18 protein-coding genes are annotated in these 20,703 nt (G+C 40.3%); 8 read left to right on the forward strand and 10 right to left on the reverse strand.

Going from position 1 to position 20,703, the window contains the following annotated elements; genetic code table 11:
* Window positions 1-256: 256 nt before the first annotated feature.
* On the reverse strand, window positions 257-826 hold the full coding sequence (efp, locus tag GWK51_RS08380; protein WP_100242892.1) for an elongation factor P: 570 nt from the start codon (window positions 824-826) through the stop codon (window positions 257-259).
* Window positions 827-916: 90 nt separating this feature from the next.
* Between efp and epmB the strand changes: the two genes are divergently transcribed.
* The 3 genes from epmB to GWK51_RS08395 are packed head-to-tail and all read left to right on the forward strand — an operon-like array spanning window position 917 to window position 5,789.
* Window positions 917-1,933, forward strand: a complete 1,017-nt coding sequence (epmB, locus tag GWK51_RS08385) for an EF-P beta-lysylation protein EpmB (RefSeq protein ID WP_161933365.1) — start codon at window positions 917-919, stop codon at window positions 1,931-1,933.
* 14 nt (window positions 1,934-1,947) lie between these two features.
* Window positions 1,948-3,693, forward strand: a complete 1,746-nt coding sequence (locus GWK51_RS08390; RefSeq protein WP_142768272.1) for a GTPase — start codon at window positions 1,948-1,950, stop codon at window positions 3,691-3,693.
* Complete coding sequence (locus GWK51_RS08395; protein WP_161933366.1) at window positions 3,675-5,789, forward strand: EAL domain-containing protein; 2,115 nt, start codon at window positions 3,675-3,677, stop codon at window positions 5,787-5,789. The genes GWK51_RS08390 and GWK51_RS08395 overlap by 19 nt, the downstream gene beginning before the upstream one ends.
* An 88-nt stretch (window positions 5,790-5,877) precedes the next feature.
* Here the strand turns inward: GWK51_RS08395 and rpmE are convergent, their stop codons facing one another.
* From rpmE to GWK51_RS08415, 4 genes are all read right to left on the reverse strand, one after another.
* Window positions 5,878-6,105, reverse strand: a complete 228-nt coding sequence (rpmE, locus tag GWK51_RS08400) for a 50S ribosomal protein L31 (RefSeq protein WP_100242896.1) — start codon at window positions 6,103-6,105, stop codon at window positions 5,878-5,880.
* 201 nt (window positions 6,106-6,306) lie between these two features.
* Window positions 6,307-7,284: a bile acid:sodium symporter family protein gene (locus GWK51_RS08405; protein WP_161933367.1), complete on the reverse strand. Its 978-nt coding sequence runs from the start codon at window positions 7,282-7,284 to the stop codon at window positions 6,307-6,309.
* A 160-nt stretch (window positions 7,285-7,444) separates the two neighbouring features.
* Entirely contained in the window at window positions 7,445-7,846 is a 402-nt protein-coding gene (gene gloA, locus GWK51_RS08410; RefSeq protein ID WP_161933368.1) for a lactoylglutathione lyase, read from the reverse strand.
* Between the two features lies 1 nt (window position 7,847).
* Complete coding sequence (locus tag GWK51_RS08415) at window positions 7,848-10,007, reverse strand: AmpG family muropeptide MFS transporter (protein ID WP_161933369.1); 2,160 nt, start codon at window positions 10,005-10,007, stop codon at window positions 7,848-7,850.
* A 183-nt stretch (window positions 10,008-10,190) separates the two neighbouring features.
* On the opposite strand from GWK51_RS08415, the gene GWK51_RS08420 reads away from it, so the two are divergent.
* The 3 genes from GWK51_RS08420 to GWK51_RS08430 all read left to right on the forward strand — a co-directional run bounded on the left by GWK51_RS08420 (window position 10,191) and on the right by GWK51_RS08430 (window position 14,904).
* Entirely contained in the window at window positions 10,191-12,833 is a 2,643-nt protein-coding gene (locus GWK51_RS08420; RefSeq protein WP_328703735.1) for a Lon protease family protein, read from the forward strand.
* A 231-nt stretch (window positions 12,834-13,064) separates the two neighbouring features.
* A complete protein-coding gene (locus tag GWK51_RS08425; protein WP_161933370.1) occupies window positions 13,065-14,024 on the forward strand; it encodes a hypothetical protein in 960 nt (319 codons plus the stop codon).
* Between the two features lie 4 nt (window positions 14,025-14,028).
* Window positions 14,029-14,904 carry an arginase family protein gene (locus GWK51_RS08430; RefSeq protein ID WP_161933371.1) on the forward strand — a complete coding sequence of 292 codons (876 nt, stop codon included), beginning with the start codon at window positions 14,029-14,031 and terminating at the stop codon, window positions 14,902-14,904.
* Window positions 14,905-14,962: 58 nt separating this feature from the next.
* On the opposite strand, the gene GWK51_RS08435 is transcribed toward GWK51_RS08430, so the two are convergent.
* The 4 genes from GWK51_RS08435 to GWK51_RS08450 all read right to left on the reverse strand — a co-directional run bounded on the left by GWK51_RS08435 (window position 14,963) and on the right by GWK51_RS08450 (window position 17,422).
* On the reverse strand, window positions 14,963-15,319 hold the full coding sequence (locus GWK51_RS08435) for a roadblock/LC7 domain-containing protein (protein WP_100242903.1): 357 nt from the start codon (window positions 15,317-15,319) through the stop codon (window positions 14,963-14,965).
* A 60-nt stretch (window positions 15,320-15,379) separates the two neighbouring features.
* Window positions 15,380-16,366: a hypothetical protein gene (locus GWK51_RS08440; protein ID WP_161933372.1), complete on the reverse strand. Its 987-nt coding sequence runs from the start codon at window positions 16,364-16,366 to the stop codon at window positions 15,380-15,382.
* 82 nt (window positions 16,367-16,448) lie between these two features.
* Window positions 16,449-16,868 carry a roadblock/LC7 domain-containing protein gene (locus tag GWK51_RS08445; protein ID WP_161933373.1) on the reverse strand — a complete coding sequence of 140 codons (420 nt, stop codon included), beginning with the start codon at window positions 16,866-16,868 and terminating at the stop codon, window positions 16,449-16,451.
* A gap of 11 nt (window positions 16,869-16,879) precedes the next feature.
* Window positions 16,880-17,422, reverse strand: a complete 543-nt coding sequence (locus GWK51_RS08450; protein ID WP_142768263.1) for a GTP-binding protein — start codon at window positions 17,420-17,422, stop codon at window positions 16,880-16,882.
* 576 nt (window positions 17,423-17,998) lie between these two features.
* Between GWK51_RS08450 and GWK51_RS08455 the strand changes: the two genes are divergently transcribed.
* Window positions 17,999-18,343, forward strand: coding sequence for a hypothetical protein (locus GWK51_RS08455; RefSeq protein ID WP_100242907.1), 345 nt, complete (start codon window positions 17,999-18,001; stop codon window positions 18,341-18,343).
* A 216-nt stretch (window positions 18,344-18,559) separates the two neighbouring features.
* Window positions 18,560-19,603, forward strand: a complete 1,044-nt coding sequence (locus GWK51_RS08460) for an NAD(P)H-dependent flavin oxidoreductase (protein ID WP_161933374.1) — start codon at window positions 18,560-18,562, stop codon at window positions 19,601-19,603.
* Window positions 19,604-19,649: 46 nt separating this feature from the next.
* Here GWK51_RS08460 and dusB read toward each other — a convergent pair whose 3' ends face one another.
* Complete coding sequence (gene dusB, locus GWK51_RS08465; protein ID WP_161933375.1) at window positions 19,650-20,672, reverse strand: tRNA dihydrouridine synthase DusB; 1,023 nt, start codon at window positions 20,670-20,672, stop codon at window positions 19,650-19,652.
* Window positions 20,673-20,703 lie beyond the last annotated feature (31 nt).

A 20,703-nucleotide genomic window follows, 5' to 3' on the forward strand; every position in this document is an offset into this window, starting at 1 on the left:
CTTATCTCTTTATGTATTTACAAAGATGCCCAACATAGAATCTAAAACTTGATGCTCGGATTAAAGAAGGAAGATATACAAAACCATTTGAGGATTATAGAAAGCATTTTTGACTATTTATGCCGTATTTGTAGAATATCTTTCACAATGTAAATAAATATAAGCGACCAAAATAATTAAACTTTTTTAATTCTACAGATCAAAAAAAAGGGATGATTGATGATCATCCCTTCGATAATAGTTTTGAACAAAACTATTATGCACGTTCTAAGTATTCACCCGTACGAGTATCTACACGAACGCTTTCTTCTTGCTGAACGAATAATGGAACACGTACAACAGCACCTGTTTCCAACTTCGCAGGCTTACCGCCACCGCCAGAAGTATCACCACGAACACCTGGATCAGTTTCAACGATCTTTAATACTACGAAGTTCGGTGCATTCACGTTTAATGGCACGCCATTGAATAACATGATTGTGCAAAGTTCGTTAGAATCGTCTTTTAACCATTTTGCAGCATCGCCCATTGCATTTTTGTCTGCCGCGATTTGCTCAAAAGTTACAGGATCCATAAAGTTCCACAACTCACCATCGTTGTACAAGTAGTTCATTTCTACTTCTACAATGTCAGCACCCTCAAGAGAGTCACCAGACTTGAAGGTTTTTTCTAATACTTTACCTGTTTTAAGGTTACGTAATTTAACACGGTTAAACGCTTGACCTTTACCTGGTTTAACGTATTCGTTTTCCATGATTGAACATGGGTTACCGTCAAGCATTACCTTAAGGCCTTGCTTGAAATCATTTGTAGAATAATTGGCCATGACTGGCACACTCCAAACTTGCTAACTTAAAATCTGTTCATGCTAGAATAGTCGATTAATGCTAGACTAGCACTATTTTTAACACGTGGCATGATAAACTATTTGTATCAAGAGCAAAACTGGCAATCTCAACTGAGTGACTTAATAACAGACCCTTTAGAGTTGCTTGAAACGCTCCAGTTATCACCAGAGCAATTATTATCAGGGGCAATCTTGGCTTCTGAACAGTTCAAATTGCGTGTTCCACGTGCGTTCGTCGGAAAAATGAACATTGGCGATAGCTTTGACCCGCTTTTATTGCAAGTTTTACCGCATCATCTCGAATTAAATGATCATCCTGAATTTGTGACTGACCCCTTGGGTGAAGAACAAGCCAACCAGCAACCTGGTGTATTACATAAATACAAATCTCGCTTTTTACTAACGCTGACGGGTGCCTGTGCTATACATTGTCGTTATTGTTTCCGCCGTCATTTTCCCTATCAAGAAAACTTGCCGAAAAACGAAGATTGGCTCAATATCCGAGACTATATTGAAAGTCAACCAGAGGTAAATGAGGTGATTTTAAGTGGTGGAGATCCACTGACTCTCACCAATCGCAAGTTAAAACTCTGGATTGAACGTTTAGAGTCATTACCTCAAATTAAATTTTTGAGAATTCATTCACGGGTTCCTATCGTAATCCCCAACCGTGTCGATGAAGAGCTTGTTTCTTTATTAAAAAACAGTAGGCTACGCATTATTCTGGTGGTACACTCAAATCACGCAGCAGAATTGGATGATTTTACTTGCGCCAAACTTGCAATTTTGGTTCAAAATCAAATCACCGTTTTAAATCAGTCAGTCTTATTAAATGGGGTTAATAATTCTGCACAAGTTTTAGTCGATCTAAGTTATCGACTGTTTGAAGCTGGTGTCATGCCTTACTATTTGCATGTTCTCGACAAGGTCAAAGGTGCACAGCACTTTGATTTGGCTTCAAATGAAATTGATGAAATTTACAAAGAGGTTTTAGCGAACTTGCCAGGATATTTGGTACCTAAACTTGTCAGGGAAATTGCGGGCGAAAAAAACAAAACACCGCTTTTTGGAGTTTCAACTTTCTGAGTTAAATAACAATTATGAATATGAGCACCGCAGAAATGTTTCAAACACCAACTGAATTAAAGTTGGATAAATTGAGCTTTTGCCAAAGCACGGTGACGGACATTCAGGATTGGGTGTCCAATTTATCTATTTTGCAATTAGGTGATTCTTCCCGCGCGCTTTTCAATGCCCTACTCGAAATTTCTGAATTGCAATGCAGTGAAACTTTACGTTTTGATCTTATTCATGCCATTCATCCGACCATTGAAAATGTATTAACCAGTTTAGAAAAACATTTTTTCAATCAGGGGCTCATTACCACGGATCGTAATGATCATATTATTGAATTGGCGATGTTGTTGCGGAGCTGCTTTGCCAAAACGTATATTGATATTGCAAAACGATGCGATCAGTTACTTAATCAGCAGAAGTTTTCAATCTTTGCCTTTAATCAAAAGAAAAATCTGCAAACTGCTCGTATTCTGGCAAGTTACTATGGATTGCAACAACTTTCTCAACTGTTATATCAACAGCAAATCCTTTATACCAACCCTTTATCGGGTCAATGGCTAGTAACCCACCAGCTGATGCAAAGTGCCATACAGCACAACTTCAGCCAGACCAATATCAATCAATTGCAAGGCACACAACACCAACTTCAGACAATCAGTCAGGTCTATGCACAAATTATTCTGTTGGATATTTTGAACCCACATCAGATTCGACCTTCTGAAATTCAAGGGCTGTTTCTATGCAGCAATGATTGGGCAAAACTGATTCAAATTCTGCCTAAAGAAACCACTTTATCGCGCTATGTTGTAGATACTTCTTTGGATTTACCTCCTGTATTTAATGCGCATCAGAATAGTAGTTTTAAGCCATCGATTTATATCTCCACCCAAAATTTATTAGACCATCTTACTGAAGCACAAGGTAAACATGGCGAATATCTGTCTCGCAATGAGAAAATTTTTCTAACGCCTGCCTTACATTTCCATATTCATAGCCTACTGACCAGTAATGCAGAACGTCGTCATGAACGTTATGAATACTCGGCTCAATTGCATATTTGCTTTGGTCTAAGCGTGGCTCACTTTTATTTGTCTAAGGGACGGAACTTTAACGAGACCTTAGCGCTAGATGCCCACTATGGTTTGCAGTCTGAGAGTAATATTTTCAGCTCTATGAGTGACAATAATTTACTCAGTACCAATAACATTAAAACCCTAGATCGAGAAGCCAAGCAAATTTACCCTGCGGAAGTACTCGATATTAGTGTCAATGGTTATCGTATTAAGTGGTCAGGCAATACACCAAAACATCTAAAAACGGGTGAATTCATTCTGGTGCAAGAAAATGCACAAAGTGAGTGGCGTGGTGGCGTAGTGCGCTGGATCAAGCAATCTACCGAAAAAAGTCTCGAACTTGGTTTGGAAATGCTCGCTCAGGATATTTTCCCTTGTGCAGTTTATGTCAAAAATGACCGTAATACAGGCAATTACTACCCTGCTTTACTTGTTCAGACTTCGGAACTCAATGAGGTATCAACAACACTGATCCTACCAGGCTCACATTTATTTAGAGAAAAACAAACCATCCATTTACGTTTAGGACAAGACGAACTAAAAGTTTATCTACTAAAAGCACATTTAATAACACAAAGTTTTATGCGATTTGATTTTGAATTATTGAATGATCAGCAAGAGCATCTGGTCGAAAACTATATTCAAAAACAGTCCAATGAAATAAAAAATCATGATTTATGGGAAGCATTGAAGTGAGAAATCCACTATTGTCCAAAAAGTTAAAACGTACGGAAACTCGTTTACTCATTATCGATGATAACCAAATTCGTTTTAATAAAATTTGTGAGCTTTTAACCGCAAGTGAACATCAAGTCCATGCATTTTTGCTGGATGATCTTCAGACCTTCGAAAAACAATTGCATTTAAATTGGGACCTAGTCATTTTTGGTCGTGCTTACGATTTAAAGTATGAGCAAGCATTAAGTTTAATTCGCTTATCTAAACAGCCCGAACTTCCACTGATTTTGCTCAAACCTGATGATTATGAACCAGATCAATATGTAACGTATATTCGCAAAGGAATTTACGATGTCACTAACTTAGATTATCCTGACCGCTTCTATCTATCTTTATTACGTGCACTTTCCTTTAGCCGCCTAAACCAAGGGCAACAGCATTTAATGCAGGAATTGGAAAATGTACAAACGCAAGCGCAGGCTCTAGTTGCTGAAAGCAATAAAGCGGTTGCGATTATCCAAGAAGGTATTCATATTGAAGCCAATCAGGATTATCTCGACTTATTTGGCTTAAAAAGTGAAGATGAGATTATTGGCTTGCCTTTACTCGATCTATTACAACCCAAAGATTTGAATGATTTTAAAGTACGCTTCAAAAAAATCTCGCAAGGTCAATTTGATCAAGCACGTTTAGAAATCACGACGCTGAATGATCATGTAAAACTGAATCCACTTAAAATTGAATTTTTACCTGCAAGTGAAGATGATGCTTTACAAATCACCATTGAGTTAGCAGCAAATGAAGTCATTGCATCGCCGTTGGTCAGCACACCAGTAGCCGAAACAACTCCTCAAAAACCCAATACCTATCAACAGATCAACCGCACTATTGCGAAGCAACCTTCTGATTTTAATGCCTTGGTTTTGTTCTCGCTCGCTGCTTGCCCTGAATCAGTCTTCCAGCAAGATTGGTCTACGTCCAATGCCTATTTTGCGAATATTCAAAACTTCCTTAAAGAACAAACCAATGTTCCATTATTTAAAATCAACCATGCCTTGTATGTAGGACTATTCCAAGGTGCAAGTGAAGATGTGCTTCAATCTAAACTGATCGGCTTAAGCCCATTGAGTAAACCGCAATTATTAGGTGTCAATCAGCAAACGTTTCCATTAAATTTGCGCATTGGCTACACCCTCATCAATAAAGAAATTAAAGATGAGCAGCAATTTGAGCAATATACGGAACGTGCATACAACACACCTTTACCTGAACAGCAAGAAAATAGTATTGAACTAGCTGCATCTTCAGCAAGCAAGATAGAGCTGGTCGATCATAGTCTAGATCTCACCCCTCAAGGAGAGACTAGCCTGCTCAATGCCTTACAGAAAAGCTTGGAACGTGGTGAGATTCATCTAAAATATCAACAGCTCTATGACAAGCAAGACAGCAACTTATACACTTACGAAGTCACCAGCGGCTTCATTTACAAGAATACATGGCAAGATATTACAGCAATTCGAGAGTTAGCTGACGATCCTGAGTTTTCAATTAAACTAGATCGCTGGATTTTGGTTGAAGCATGTAAACAATTGCATAACTTTATTACTCAATATCCAGATGCCAAAATTATTGTCAATTTAAACAAAGAAGTCCTCTACTCTGACCGTAGCTTCCCTGAGTTTATTGCCAAATTAATTACGATTGTGGGCAGTAAGCAAGCTCATCCTTTAGTACTCCAGTTCTCGGAAGAAGATATTTCCAAGAATTTGAATGATGCACAGAAATTTACCGCTCAATTAATTCAGAGTGGTGCAGAAATTTCTTTACGTGATTTTGGTCATTCGATCTATAGCGAGTCTATTTTGAATCAATTGAATGTCCATCAAGTCACCCTGCACTCACAGCTAGCAAAAATGCTGGATTCAGACAAATCGACGGAAGATTTACAGGAACGGATTAATCACTTCCATGAAATCAAGCCAATGCAGATGTTATTACGTGAACTGAACAATATGACCATGTTTGCGAATGCTTGGAACGTTGAAGCACGCTATCTTCAAGGGGATTATTTCCAGAAGAAACTGGATCATTTGATTGATGTACAAGACCAATAGGTCTTGTACACTGCTAAAAATTGCTACTTTTAAGCATCTAAAGATATAAAAAAACGAGCCAATGGCTCGTTTTTTAACAACTGGGGTATTAGTCGCGTTTGATAGAACGAGACATACCAGAGAAACGTTGTTTGAATTTGTCGATACGACCACCTGTGTCAACGTTCTTTTGCTTACCAGTGTAGAATGGGTGGCATGCAGAACATACGTCTAGGTAAAGAGTTTCTTTACCAACAGCTGAACGAGTTTCGATTACGTTACCGCAAGAACAAGTAGCTACTAATTTTTCATATTTTGGGTGAATATCGGCGCGCATCGTCGATTACTCCTAAGTGTAAGAAGGGCTTATGCTGTCATCGCAATTGACCACTCTTGCAAATTGCAAGGAACGCTATTAAGCAGGTCAACACCACAACAGACCATTCTTTTGGCCCACCGAGACGGATACCGTCAGAGCTAAGCACAACAAGTGGGCGTTATTATACGTCAAATAAATCAAGATAGCGAACTATTCTGTTCATTCCTCTGGATTTTGTTTCGACCAACGATTTGCAATGATGCCACACACCATCAACTGGATTTGGTGGAAGATCATAATCGGTAAAACAATCATTCCTAAAGGCTGACCAATAAATAAAATCTGTGCCATTGGCACACCACTAGCAAGTGTTTTCTTAGAACTACAGAAAAAAATCGCGATTTGATCTTTACGGTTAAAGCCAAATAACTTCGGAAGATAATATGCCAATAGCATAATCACTGTTAAAAAGACCGAACATGCCAGCACCAAAAGCAATAGAGTCTGCCAACTCACTTCATTCCACAACCCCGCAACAACGGCGCTACTAAAAGCACCATAAACCACCATCAAAATAGAGCCTTGATCAAAACTTTTAACCAAGCGTGGCACTTTCATCATGTGTGGGTAAACCAGCGGACGAAACAATTGCCCTAACACAAACGGCAACAATAACAGTAAGGTAATTTGAATAATCGAGGATGTTGGATCAAACCCATGTTCCGATTTACCCAGAATAAATACACTCACTAAGACTGGGGTAATAAACATCCCAATGATATTGGAGAATGAGGCACTACACACCGCACTGGCAACATTACCTTTGGCAACTGAGGTAAATGCAATGGAAGATTGTACTGTAGACGGTAAAAAACACATGAACAAGAAGCCCCAATAAAGCTCTTGCCCCAGCATGGGTAACAGTACAGGTTTTGCTAACAAGCCTAAAATTGGAAATACTGCAAAGGTAAAGGCAAAAACCAGTACATGAAATTTCCAGTGCATAATCCCCTGAACAATTGCTTCACGGGACAATTTCGCACCGTGTAAGAAGAAGAGAATGGCAATCGCAATGGTGGTGATGACATTGAAGGCATGTGCAGCAGAACCAGAGACAGGGAGAAAAGATGCCAATAGAACCATGGCAACTAAGAGTAAAGTAAAGCGATCCAAGGCAAGAAGCTTGAGCATGTTCATTGCTTAACATCCTGTTATATATATTTTAAAAAAGTAAAGATGAAATAAAACCCAGTAGAGAAATTTTACCCGCAGGTCAACTTCATCTTACTGGGCTGTTCAAATATTGCTAGCTTTTCAAGGGCTATATTCAATATTTAGTTAATCAATAACACGAGGCTTAGTTATTGCGTGCATTTGAATCTTGCTGAATCAACTCAACTTTATAACCATCTGGATCTTCTACAAAAGCAATAACGGTAACACCGCCTTTCATAGGTCCTGCTTCACGTACTACCTTACCCCCACGTGCTTTAATCTCTTCACAAGCTTTGTAGGCATCTTCTACACCAATCGCGATATGACCATAAGCATTGCCTAAATCATACTGATTTGTATCCCAGTTATGCGTCAATTCAAGCACAGTGGTGCTGTCTTCATCACCATAACCAACAAAAGCCAATGTAAAACGACCTTCTTCATAATCACGTTTACGAAGCAAAGTCATACCCAGCACTTCGGTATAGAACTTTAAAGATTGTTCTAAATTGCCTACACGTAGCATGGTATGGAGCATTCGCATATTATTCATCCTTCTGTTGAAGTTGTGTGTGTTGATGATCACGGAGTAATTTCGCGACCCAAACCACCAAAATTAAAATCGGAATTCCAATTAAAGTGGTCATAAGGAAAAAGTTTGGATAACCAATATTGGTCACTATCGTACCCGAATAACCGCCTAATATTTTAGGTGTCAGGGTCATCAATGAACTAAAAATAGCATACTGTACTGCGGTAAATGAAACGCTGGTCAGACTCGATAAGAATGCAATAAAAGCTGCACCTGCCAAACCAGATGCCAGATTATCCACAATAATCGCAAAATATAACCACAAAGAACTGTATGGCTTAATCACCTTACCTGTAATCAATACGTCTTGTTGAGCATCAGTAGGTGCGCTAATTGGATCAACCATCAACTCAAGAGCAGACTGTTGGTCAAACACCTGATACACATGGCTGACTTTGAGCGACGAATCCGCATGCAGTTCATTTAATTGGGCTGTAAGTTGTTTATTTTTTGCATTTTGCAATAATTTCCCATCTATCGCAGCACTAAAAATGCCCTGCGCATCAAGTTTAGCTGGATAAGATTGACCATCTAACCAAACACTGACAGGTTGATCTGCCTGTAATTGAGCAACATCAACACCCTGAACTTGACCTTTGACCACCACCGATTGCTGCGCTTCTTTCGGACTTAAGGCATTATCTGCGGTTAAAGGGAATAAGATCATTGACTTAGCAGTAGAACCCGTTAAATAAGGCATATCCACTGATGATTTTTCTTCAGGCTGGTCAGTATACGCAACCGAAGCCTGAACTTGATTGGACTGATTCAGCACCTGAGCAGGAACATGCAGCTTCCAATACCCCACTTCATCTGCCTTTACCTGATAGTGTTGTGTCCCAATAGCGACGTCAACGGACTGCAACGGCTGACCTGATTTCACCAAGCCAATGAAGATCAAGTTAGTCGAACTGGCAAGAATGGCACCGACAAACATCAGTTTCATGATGTTCATCCGCTGCGCCAGCAAACCACCTAAGAATCCACCTAAAAGACTAAAAATCACCCCGTAAATTTTGACAGCTTCTGCAATCTGTTCTTTGGTAAAGTTTAAGTCCTGATAGAAAACATTAGAGATTACACCCGCGATGATGTCAGAAATACGATAAAAACCGATCAGCAACAGCAGTACTAAAGCCAGCTTCACCCCATAGCGTTTAAAGAAATCTGCAATAGGATTAACCCAAGTCTCAAACGCCATTTGCTTATTCACGGCACCCATTTTTACCAACAGCGACCCCATCAACAGAGCAATCGCAGCTGAAGCGATAAAGCGCAATGCCTCAAAGCAAAACAGCAAAAATGAGTCTTTTATAGCTAAGGATGCTTTTAAAGCGTCAATCAAGGTCCCTGAATAAATATACGAAAGTACAAAACTGATTACCGCGACAAAAAACACCATGACTAAACGGTAGTAATCCGAACGTTGATACTCTTTGTAGACTCGATTGACCTTCGGCTCCCGAATGATCAAGGTAGTAACAATACCCACCAACATCACTGCCGCCATTGCGAGATAAGTGGTTTTCCAAGCGCTGTAGATATAATTGCCTTTTGCTGTACCTAATGAGGCTGCCAGAAACAATGCCCCAGCACCTGCCACAATCATGCCGATCCGATAGCCTGCATTATAGGTGGATGCCAAAACCGTCTGCATTTCGGTTTCCGCCAATTCAATCCGGTAGGCATCAATCACAATATCTTGCGTTGCGGCAGAAAAACCTAATAACACTGCCCCTGCTGCCATTTGATATAAATAGCTCTGACCTAAAGCAGGATCTGAAAAAGCCATGATACAAATGGCACAAATAATCAGACACTGCGCGATCAACAACCACGCGCGACGGCGTCCCAAACGCTGAGTCAAAAAGGGAACGGGCAATTCATCAATTAAAGGTGCCCAAACAAACTTAAAGGAATAGCCAAGTGCTGCCCAACTAAAAAAAGTCACCGCACTTTTATCAATACCCGCTTCACCTAACCACAATGAAAGGCTGGAAAAGATGAGCAAGATTGGGATACCCGCAGAAAAACCGAGGAACAGCATAATTGCCGCTCGCCGATCTAGAAATGCCTGAAATGCAGCTTTCCATCCATTTGCTTGAGTTGTCATTCGGTTATTATTTTCTACAAAAAAATCATGTGTGCTATTCAACCGTTTAAGTACTCGGGTTTCAACAGTATTTATGAAATCATTGCGCTATTTTGATGAGAAAAACAGCGGCATTGCTTGAATTTTTATGTCAAACCTGTATACCTTAAATCTCTACCGCAATATTTTGTTTTGGATTTCACAGTGACCCAAAAACTTGAACAGATGAATTCTTCTTTATCCACCAACCTTTCAAATAATAATTCACGAGATCCGCAAAACCACTTGATTACCGCCTTCGAACAAACAGAAATTCAAAATACCCTGAATCAAACACGTCTAAAACCAGAACAACTCACGCATATCCCGAATTTAACCAATATTCCAACATCAACCAAACGCATTAAGCCGCTGAATAATTTTCTGGGTCAAGACCGTGCACGTGCTTCCGTTGAAGCTGGGATTGCCTTGCCTTATTCTGGCTATAATATTTTTGCGGTCGGCACTGCGGGCTTAGGTAAACGCACCATGGTCAAACGCTTGTTACAACAACATGCCAAGACAATGCCGACGCCAAATGACTGGATTTATGTCAATAATTTTAAGTCACCACGCCAACCGATTGCACTGCAACTCCCTGCAGGACAAGCACCAAAATTCCAAACCATGTTGCATCAAACATGGCAAACCATCTTGAAGCAACTGGAACGTCGCTTTACGGCGGAAACTTATCACAATCGTATTGAGCTGATTCAGCAACAAACAGGTGATGAACAACAACAAGCCTTGGTCGACTTAACCAAAGAAGGTGCAGAACTCGACCTTAAACTGGTGACGCGTAACGATGAGCACTGCTTTATTCCTGTTCATATCAAAGATGATCAACTGGTAGAGATGTCGCAACAAGACATTGATGCCTTGAGCAGTAAGCAACGCGCTGAAATTGTCTCCCATATGCGCTATATGGATAAAAAACTTGAGCGTTTAGGATTGCATTTGGGCGATCTGGAAGATGATGCACGTGACAAGGTTCAAGAACTGAATCGCGAAATCGCCAATCAAGTGGTGATACCACGTATTGATCTGCTTTTGAATAAGTTTTCAAAAGTTGAAGGTCTGGCGGATTACCTGAAATATTATGCCGAAGACATTATTAACAATGTCGAAATTGTGCTTGAACAAGAAGAAGATGATTTTAGCCCAGGTCTGTTCAGTCGAGTGCCTGCACGCTATCAAGCCAATATTATTGTCACCTACAAACCCAACAGTGGTGCCCCTGTTATTTTTGAAGACTTCCCAACCCATTACAACTTGTTGGGACATGTCGAACAACTGACACAAAATGGCACCATCACCACAGACTTCACCCTGATTCGCCCAGGTGCACTGCATAAAGCCAATGGCGGCTTCTTGATGCTAGAAGCGGAACAATTGCTTGAACAGCCCTATGCTTGGCAAGGTTTGAAACGTGCGCTGAAATCTGGAAAATTAAAACTTTCCTCTTTAGAGCATATGCTGACCCTTACAGGCAGCATTTCGATTGAGCCTGAATCCATTCCGCTGAATATCAAGGTCATTTTACTGGCTGAGCCAGAAGTCTATTACGAAATTCTGGAACTCGAGCCAGAACTGGGCAGCGTGTTTAAAATTCGTGCAGACTTTACCGATACATTGCAACGTAATGACGATAATGAACAAGCTTATATGCAGCTCATTGCCGACTACGTACAAGCTGACAAATTGTTACCCTTTGACCGCTCTGCCTTAGCTGCACTACTCACGGATTCTAGCCGCCAAGCGGAAGACCAGAGTTCATTGTCTCTACATGCCTTAACTTTGGGTGACTTGATCCGCGAAGCACATCATCATGCTGCACAAGCTGGTGACAAAATGGTGGCAGACAAGCACATTAATACTGCGCTACAGCATCGCCAATATCGTTTGGGATATTTGCGTGAGTTGTATTGGCAAGATCTTTCACGCGGTACACAACTGATTGAAACCCGTGGTCATCGCCTAGGTCAAATTAATGCCCTGTCTGTCATTCACTATGCCGATGTCGAGTTTGGTTTGCCTTCTCGCCTGACTGCCTCTGTATACCAAGGCGGTGGTGATATTCTCGATATTGAACGTAGCGTAGAACTTGGTGGTTCATTACATGCCAAAGGCGTGTTGTTAATGTCGAGCTTCTTAAAAGCACATTTTGGTCGTGAGCAAATTCTACATTTCTCCGCAGCACTTGCCTTTGAACAAAGCTATGGTCAGGTTGATGGCGACAGTGCAACGGTGGCTGAACTCTCTGCACTCATTTCTGCAATTAGCCAATTACCAATCGATCAGTCATGGGCCATCACAGGTTCGATGAACCAATTGGGTCAGGTACAACCGATTGGTGGTGTAAATGCCAAAATTGAAGGCTTCTTTGATGCCTGTAAATTACAAGGTCTTACAGGCAAGCAAGGAGTCATTATTCCGCGCCAAAACATGCAACACCTGATGTTACGTCAAGATGTTCGTGAAGCGGTAGAACAAGGCCAATTCCACATTCATGCGATCGAAACCATTGATCAAGCGCTTGAAATCTTAATGGCACGCCCAGTTGGAACACTGGATAAAAAAGGTCGTTATAGCAAAGGCTCTATTTACGCTGGCGTCATGGAACAACTTGAATACTGGCAAGCCATCGAAGATGGTGCGGAAATTGAAGAAGAGCCAAAGAAGAAAAAGAAAAAATCCAAAAAGGACAAGAAAAAAGTCAAAGCACCCGCGGAATTAACCGATGAACTCTTGAAAGAAGGGAGTGAAGTAGTCGAAGTGTCGGCAAGTCAACCCAATCTGAATCGTTAATTCGTAACCATGTTGAATATGAAACCAGCCCTCGTGGCTGGTTTTGTGTTTTTAAAAGAGCGACTACAAAATATGCAAACAAGTAATATACAATTGATAAGCTATTTTATTTAAACATTTTTTTGTTATTGTAGAATGCGAAAAATCCGAATGAAACTTGAAAATAAAATGTGCATGAATACAGCTAAAAATGCACATCACCAACATATGAATGCATAAAATGGGGCAAGGATGCGCGAAACTGATCACGAAATTATTCAATTATTCAAACAACATGTTCATCCTCTATCATCTAAATTGACTGATATGTTGAATGAACATTTTTCCCATCAAACGGAACGCAGAGGTTGTGGCTATACCCAGTCAACCCGCGTACTGGCTGACTATATCAATACGGCCAGACTCGCTCAGGACTTTAGCGATTTAAAATTATTTGACCAGTTTGATAGCAAAACCCTGAAAACTCTCTTAGAACAATCACAGTTTCAAATCTCAGATTGGCATAATCTCGATCAAAACCCAGCAGCTCAAGCACTGCCTGACTCAACAACCTCGGAACTTAAAACTGAAGTCCAACAGCACATTGCGCTACAGCAACAACTGCGTAACATCTCTGCTCATGCACAACTGGAAGAAAGCAAACTATTGTGCGACCTGATTAGCGATATTATTTTACCAAGAAGTACCACTCAAACGGGCTTGGTTACCCTAACCTCCCTCCCCGAGAAGCCGAAGGTGGGTTCATGCCCGATGGCGGAAAATTTTTTCCTGAAAATTGCCCATGGTCGTATGCTCAGACAAGGTGAAATCAATATTTTTGTCGATGAACAACAGCAGCCTATTATATTGGAAAAACTGAATATGGGGGATAACCACTCCTGTATCAGTTTAAAACCTGTATTAATGAATGGCGTTTGTTTACCTGCGGGTTCTTTGTTTTCTGTGGATTACGACCGTGACTTGATTACAGACAAGACACCAAACCAGAAGTTTAAAGGTTTTGTAATGCCCTATTCTGCGATTAATGGTTTCTGGTTTTTACGCCTGACCACGCTTGCAGTATCTCCAGAAAACCGCGCACGCGCATTTACCACCCATTATCAACAACAAGTCGACAATGGATTGTTTAGCCCAGGAACAACCCAACTTCAACAATTACAGGATATTGCTTTAATGCAAATCCAAGGTTAACCTCATGCTTCAGGTCTGTTACTCTCCTCAGTACTATGCACAAACGCATACCAACAGTATGGAAAAATTAACTGCGGTTGCTGAAGCATTGAAACCTTTGGGCATTGCCCAGTTTCATGTCCCTGAGCATTTACCGTTAGAGATTTTTAAGCAGTTGCATGCGCCTGAATATGTCGATGCCTTTCATACGGGTACACCTGAAAAAATGGCAACTTTTCAAGGCTTCAAACCTTGGAATACGCAACTCCGTGATGCAGTTTATCAAATCAATTCGGGGCAAATTCTTGCTGCTGAACTGGCATGGAAACACCAAATTTCAGCCAATATTGCTCAAGGATTTCATCATGCCGTGTATGAGTTTGGCAGCTCATTTTGCACCTTTAATGGTTTAGCCCTGATTGCAGAGCAATTTCCAGAAAAACGCATCTTTATCTTGGATTGTGATCAACACGGTGGAAATGGTACGGCGGAATTCACCAAACGCTATGACAATCTATTTAACTACAGTATTTATGGGCTTGCCTTTGGTTGCCCGACCTATGAACGTGCCGAGACAAGTCACGTACATAAACATAGAGGGAACTTTAGCCAGTATATTTTAGCGATTCATGATGCGTTCAAACGCGCTATGGAATGGAATGCGGATCTGATTGTCTATCAAGCGGGCATGGATTGTCATCAGGATGATCCTTGTGGATCTTCTTGGTTTAGTACTGAACTGATAGAAAAGCGCGATGAAATGATTTTTCGACTGGCAAAAAAGAACAATATTCCCTTGATGTTTGTCTTAGCGGGTGGCTATCAGGCTTTGCCTGAGTTGGTCGAACTGCATGTCAGTACCTTTAAAACAGCATATGAAACCTACTATTCCAAGACTTAAGCTACAAATAAAAATGCCAATGTGAAATCACATTGGCATTTAAAAAGTTCAGATTTTATTAAGAAAAATCGAGACCTTTTTCAAAACCTTTTAATTCATAACGCGCCATCGCCAAGTTTGATTTAGAGCGATCAAGAACCAAATACAAGAATAAAGTCTCATTGGTATCTAATGGACGGATCAAGTGGTATTGCTTGCCTAAAGTAATCAAAATATCTTCAATATCGTCATTAAGTTGCAAAGCTTTCGCCACTTTGCGCTTAGAACGAATTACTTCTGTATTACCAGCCGCAGCAAGTTCTAAATCTACGCCATTCCCCTGAGTAGCTAAAGCAAGACCACTGTCGCTGTCTACCAGCGCTGCTGCTACAAAACCATCTAAACTTGTTAAAGCATCTAGACTAACACGTGCCATTTCTTGTTTCCTCTTGATATGGGAATTACCCCGTTAAAATTATTGCAAGGTGCAGATTTTTTATAGGCCAAGTTTTTTACGTAATTTTCCAATAAAGCTACGCAATTTGTGACCTTGACCAGATTCTACTTGTTTTGTATCTTCCTGAAACTTCACTTCATTTTGATCTACAAAACGCCCCAATTGCAGTAGAACAGCACAAGATACAAAATTCAATATCCGATCATGACTTAAATCCAAAAACTGTTTTACATCGTTTATTTTTGCACCATGCGAGAAACAAGCTGCCATTTTTAGGTATTCTTTACGCTTCAGATCACGTTCAAATTGTGGCCAAATCTCTAGTTTAAAATTTTGCTTCAGCGCTACATGAGGTAATTCCAAAGCGGTAGATTGATTGACCACTTTCCATAACCATGCTCTTAAATCATATACTTCTTTGTTCTGCATGACTTCTTGCACAAATTGAGCGGTCGCATAAGTCTGATTCAGCGTTGCATTAAATTGAATGCTTTTACCCGCTTCTACCCAAACACGCTCAGTCCGCGTATCAATCAATGCCAGAAAGCCTTGTGCATCATACAACTGAATAAATCCATTTCGAGGTGTGAAAATTTCAGTCATCACCCGTTCAAGCGAAACTTCGGCTTGGGGCTTATAGGACGGTGATATGACTGTTCTACTCGGCTCTATCTTCGGCATGGCAAACTTCATAGCGCCTTCAGGCAATAACTTATCAGACAACCATTCATGTAAATGTTCTAAATCTGAAAAAGGGTAAAATAACTGATCACCAATAATACGCCCCGCATGTTCAACTTTTTTGACGAGACGCAAATACGCAATGCGTTGATCATTGAGCACCTTTTGAATGCCTGGTGCATTGAAGAACACATCATTGACCAGCAATAAATCAATTTTATTTTCTGCCAGATTGACCCATTTCACCTGAATTGAAGACGGAAGTGCGAGTAATACCTGCGTTTTAATCTGATCTAATGTACTTAGACTTAATCCGAATACTGCAATATTTAAGATGTTCTTCATTGCCAATTAACCATAATTTTCAAGATTTAAAAACACATCCATGCACTACTGAACCCATCTATGGGTACATCTTTCATCTCATTCAAATAGATGCCAGTGCGAAATCCATTTGAGCCAACGCTTCACTTAATTTTTGGAAGTGATAGCGCATTTGCCCAATTAACAAATCATTGTCCGTCACTGCAATTAACACCATTGGAAATTGAGGATGGTTCACCGTAGATAGAAACACTTTTCCATTTTCCGCATCCAGCGTGATGGCTTGACAACCGACCAATTGAATTTCAGAAATAAACGCTGCAACCATCGCCATAATGGAACTACTGACTGCTGCAATTTTGCCGTGATTATCCAAGTTCTTTTTTGAAGCTGTTGCCAACTCAAAGCCATAGGAAGAACACAGCATGACAAATTCAATTCCACTGATTTCATGCAAGAAGTTTTGCACTTGCACACGGCTTCGCTCTTTCATTGCTTGCGGTATTTCACGTGAAAACGACATGACTACTCCCCTTAATTCACAGCCAGCGTTTGACATTCAAGCATGGCAATCAAGGATTCGATTAGCAGCAAAACATCATCTTTTACACGTGCATCTACTGCAAAAACAGGATAGTTTTTATGATGGATCTGCATCCAGTCTCGATAAACCTTGAGCTTTAAGTCATCGACCTGATCCATATGAGTAATCCCAATCACAATATTGGAACCATATTTTTCAAATGCACTTAAATAGAATTCGAGATCTAGCAATCGTTCTGCACGACTATGGTCAATTAACACCACAATGCCAATCGCACCTTTACAGACAATTGACCACATAAAATCGAAACGGTCTTGCCCTGGGGTGCCATAGAGACCTATCAGGGTGCCATCCTCTAAAGCAATTTCGCCATAATCGATGCCGACCGTCGTCAAAAGCTTGGAGTGTGCTTCAATATCGGTATTGACCGCTTCAGTGCTAATGACATTTACGTCAGAGATGGCCTTAATTGCAGCCGACTTCCCTGCTCCCATCGTCCCGCCAAAAACAATTTTGTACTGTTGCAAGATCATGAATCAGCTCAATTATTAAAATGTGATTTATCTCACATTATATAGAAAATGATTTGCATAAAACATCATCAATCAAACTTTTATTAAATTTTTTGTTACATATTCCCTTATTTTTTATAGGGTTTTTATCTTCGTTATTTGAAGATAAATTCTCCTAAATTTAAATAAATATATGTTTTTTAATATATTTTAATAAAATCACTTTATTCCATAAATTTTATATTGGATTGGCATTTTTGCTCACCCCAATAAACATCATTTTTTCAACATAAATCACTGTATTTATTAGTTTAATTAAATTTTAAATAGGTTTATTTAATCCTATTTAATAATCATTTAACTGTATTATCGACTTTTATTACATCATATCGAATCCAGACCATCATTGAGCCGTATTTTAAATAGGTTGGAATACTCATATTTTCCTACTTTTAACGATCAAGTCTAATTTGCATTTTCTTATATTTTTTTACTAACAATTACATATACTTAACATTTTTAGATCATTATTTCGTCATTTTTACTTTATATTTTGTCTATCCCTATGCGGATAAAACAACTAAAAGGAAACTTCTTATGAATAAATTACTTGTTGCTTTAGGTCTTGCTGCTGCTGTTACTTTGGTTGGATGTAGTAAAGAAAAACCACCTGAAACGGGTGCCACCACAGGTGAACATTTAGAAAATGCCGCTGAACAAGCAGGTCATGACATGCAAAATGCTGCAAGTGAGGCTGCTGCGCAGACTGAAGCTGCGGCAAATGATGCTGCAAACAAAATTGATGCCGCAACAGACGAAGCTGCTGCTAAAACTGAAGCTGCTGCGAATGATGTAAAAGATGCTGCCAAAGATGCAACCGCTCATGTAGCGGGTGCAGTTGAACAAGGTGCTGGTGATGTGAAAGAAAAAGCACAGCAGTAAACTGACTGAACTCCAAAAACACCCTTTTATAGGGTGTTTTTTTTTATGATGAATCGTTAATACTTGCAGAAGAATAATCAAAAGAAACCTAAGCCAGAACAAACTCATTACTTGAATATTAATTACCCTGATTCATATTTCTCGATTAAATAATGAATATTATTTGCATATTTTGAAGCGCTTAGGCACAGTGAAATAAACATAAGGAGCCTGATCATGTCTTTATTAGAACGACTAGAAATTAAACATCCTATTTTTTTAGCCCCTATGGCAGGCGTTTCCACACCAGCACTCGCAGCTGAAGTTTCTAATCAAGGTGGATTAGGTTCTTTAGGCTTAGGTGCGAGTAGCATTTCTGCTGCACGCGCGCAAATACTCGCCACTCAAGCTTTGACTGATGCACCGTTCCAAGTCAATTTTTTCTGTCATCGCAGTGAAAAACTAAATCCTGAGATTACAATAGAATGGCTCAACTACTTAGCACCACAATTTGAGCACTTCAATGCGCCTGTTCCAGAAAAACTAGAATGTATATATCCAAGTTTTTTAGACCATGATGATTTTTTAAATCTTGTACTGGAAACTCGCCCCAAAGCAGTGAGTTTCCATTTTGGAATTCCGCATGCACATCAAATTGCTGCCTTAAAAGCGGCAGGGATTCTGACCATGGTCTCTGCCACCAACTTACCTGAGGCACAAGCCATTGAAGCTGCTGGTATAGACATGATTATTGCCCAAGGCATTGAGGCAGGTGGACATCGTGGGATATTCAATCAGCATATTGATAGTGCAATTAAAACTTCCGATCTGGTTCAATTGCTCAACAAAAATTGTGGTATTCCCATTATTGCCGCGGGTGGCATTATGAAAGGCCAACAAGCCCGCCAAATGCTACAACTCGGTGCCCAAGCCGTACAATTGGGCACGGCCTTTGTACAATGTAAAAGCTCAAATGCCAATGCTGTGTATCGCAAAGCTTTATTTGACTCACCAATTACCCAAATCACAGACAGTATTTCGGGACGTCCCGCACGTGGCCTAATTAATCAATGGCATACCAAAATTGATCTACCACTACGCCCTGCTGTACCTGCCTATCCCTATACTTATGATCTCGCGAAACAATTACATGCTGCTGCCAGCCAACATGGCGAACATGGCTATGGCGCATTTTGGGCAGGCTCTAATGTGGCGCAAATTCGTGAACTGGAAGCGGCTGATCTCATCAACCAACTGGTCTTAGAATTGAGCCAAACTTGATAAAGAAAAGCCCAGCAATCGCTGGGCTTTGAATATGTGATGACTTTTAAACATCAAGTAAGTTAATTTGCTCGACTTGCACATCATGTATGGTTTGTCCTTCGTTTAAGAGCAGATTAAAATACTCTTCAACTACTTTAGCCTGTGCTGCTGTGGTTTCAACTTTATACATATTTTGACGAAACTCATTGCTCGCGCGTAGACCCTTGGTGTACCAAGCGATGTGTTTACGTGCGATTCGACAACCCGAATATTCCCCATAAAATTGATACAACTCGGTGAGGTGCCCGAGTAGAACATCTTTCACTTCAGCAATTTGTGGCGCAGCCATGTGCTGTCCAGTTTTTAAATAATGTGCGATTTCTCTAAAAATCCAAGGTCGTCCCTGCGCAGCACGTCCAATCATAATCGCATCGGCACCAGTATAGTCCAACACGTATTGTGCTTTCTCAGGACTATCAATGTCGCCATTGGCAATGACTGGAATGCTGAGTAACTGTTTAACTTCTTTAATTAAGCCATACCGTGCAGTATTTAAATACATGTCTTCACGGGTACGACCATGTAAAGCCAAAGCTGCAATTCCCGCCTGCTCAGCTCTTTGTGCCACACGCATAATATTTTCATGACCGTTTAAGAAACCTAAACGTGTTTTCAGCGTGACAGGCACATCAACTGCTGCAACAACTTCATCTAAAATCCGTGCAACCAAATCTTCATCTTGTAGCAACGCCGAGCCAGCGAGCTTATTACAGACTTTCTTGGCAGGACAGCCCATATTAATATCAACAATTTGTGCCCCATTGGCGACTTGATATCGTGCTGCCTCAGCCAAATCTTTCGGATCTGAGCCCGCAATTTGTGCCGATATTGGTGCCAGTTCCCCATCAAAATTTGCCCGATACAAGCTTTTTTTGCTCATACGCAAGGTTTTATCTGCCGTCATCATTTCACTGACCGCGTGTCCTGCGCCAAAGTATTTACACAGAGTACGAAATGGACGATCCGTCACACCTGCCATAGGTGCGACGATTAAATTATTTGACAGTTGATAGGGACCAATATACATATATATTCATAACTTTTAATCACCAGCATAG

The organism is Acinetobacter kanungonis (assembly GCF_009939195.1).
Lineage (GTDB): Bacteria > Pseudomonadota > Gammaproteobacteria > Pseudomonadales > Moraxellaceae > Acinetobacter > Acinetobacter kanungonis.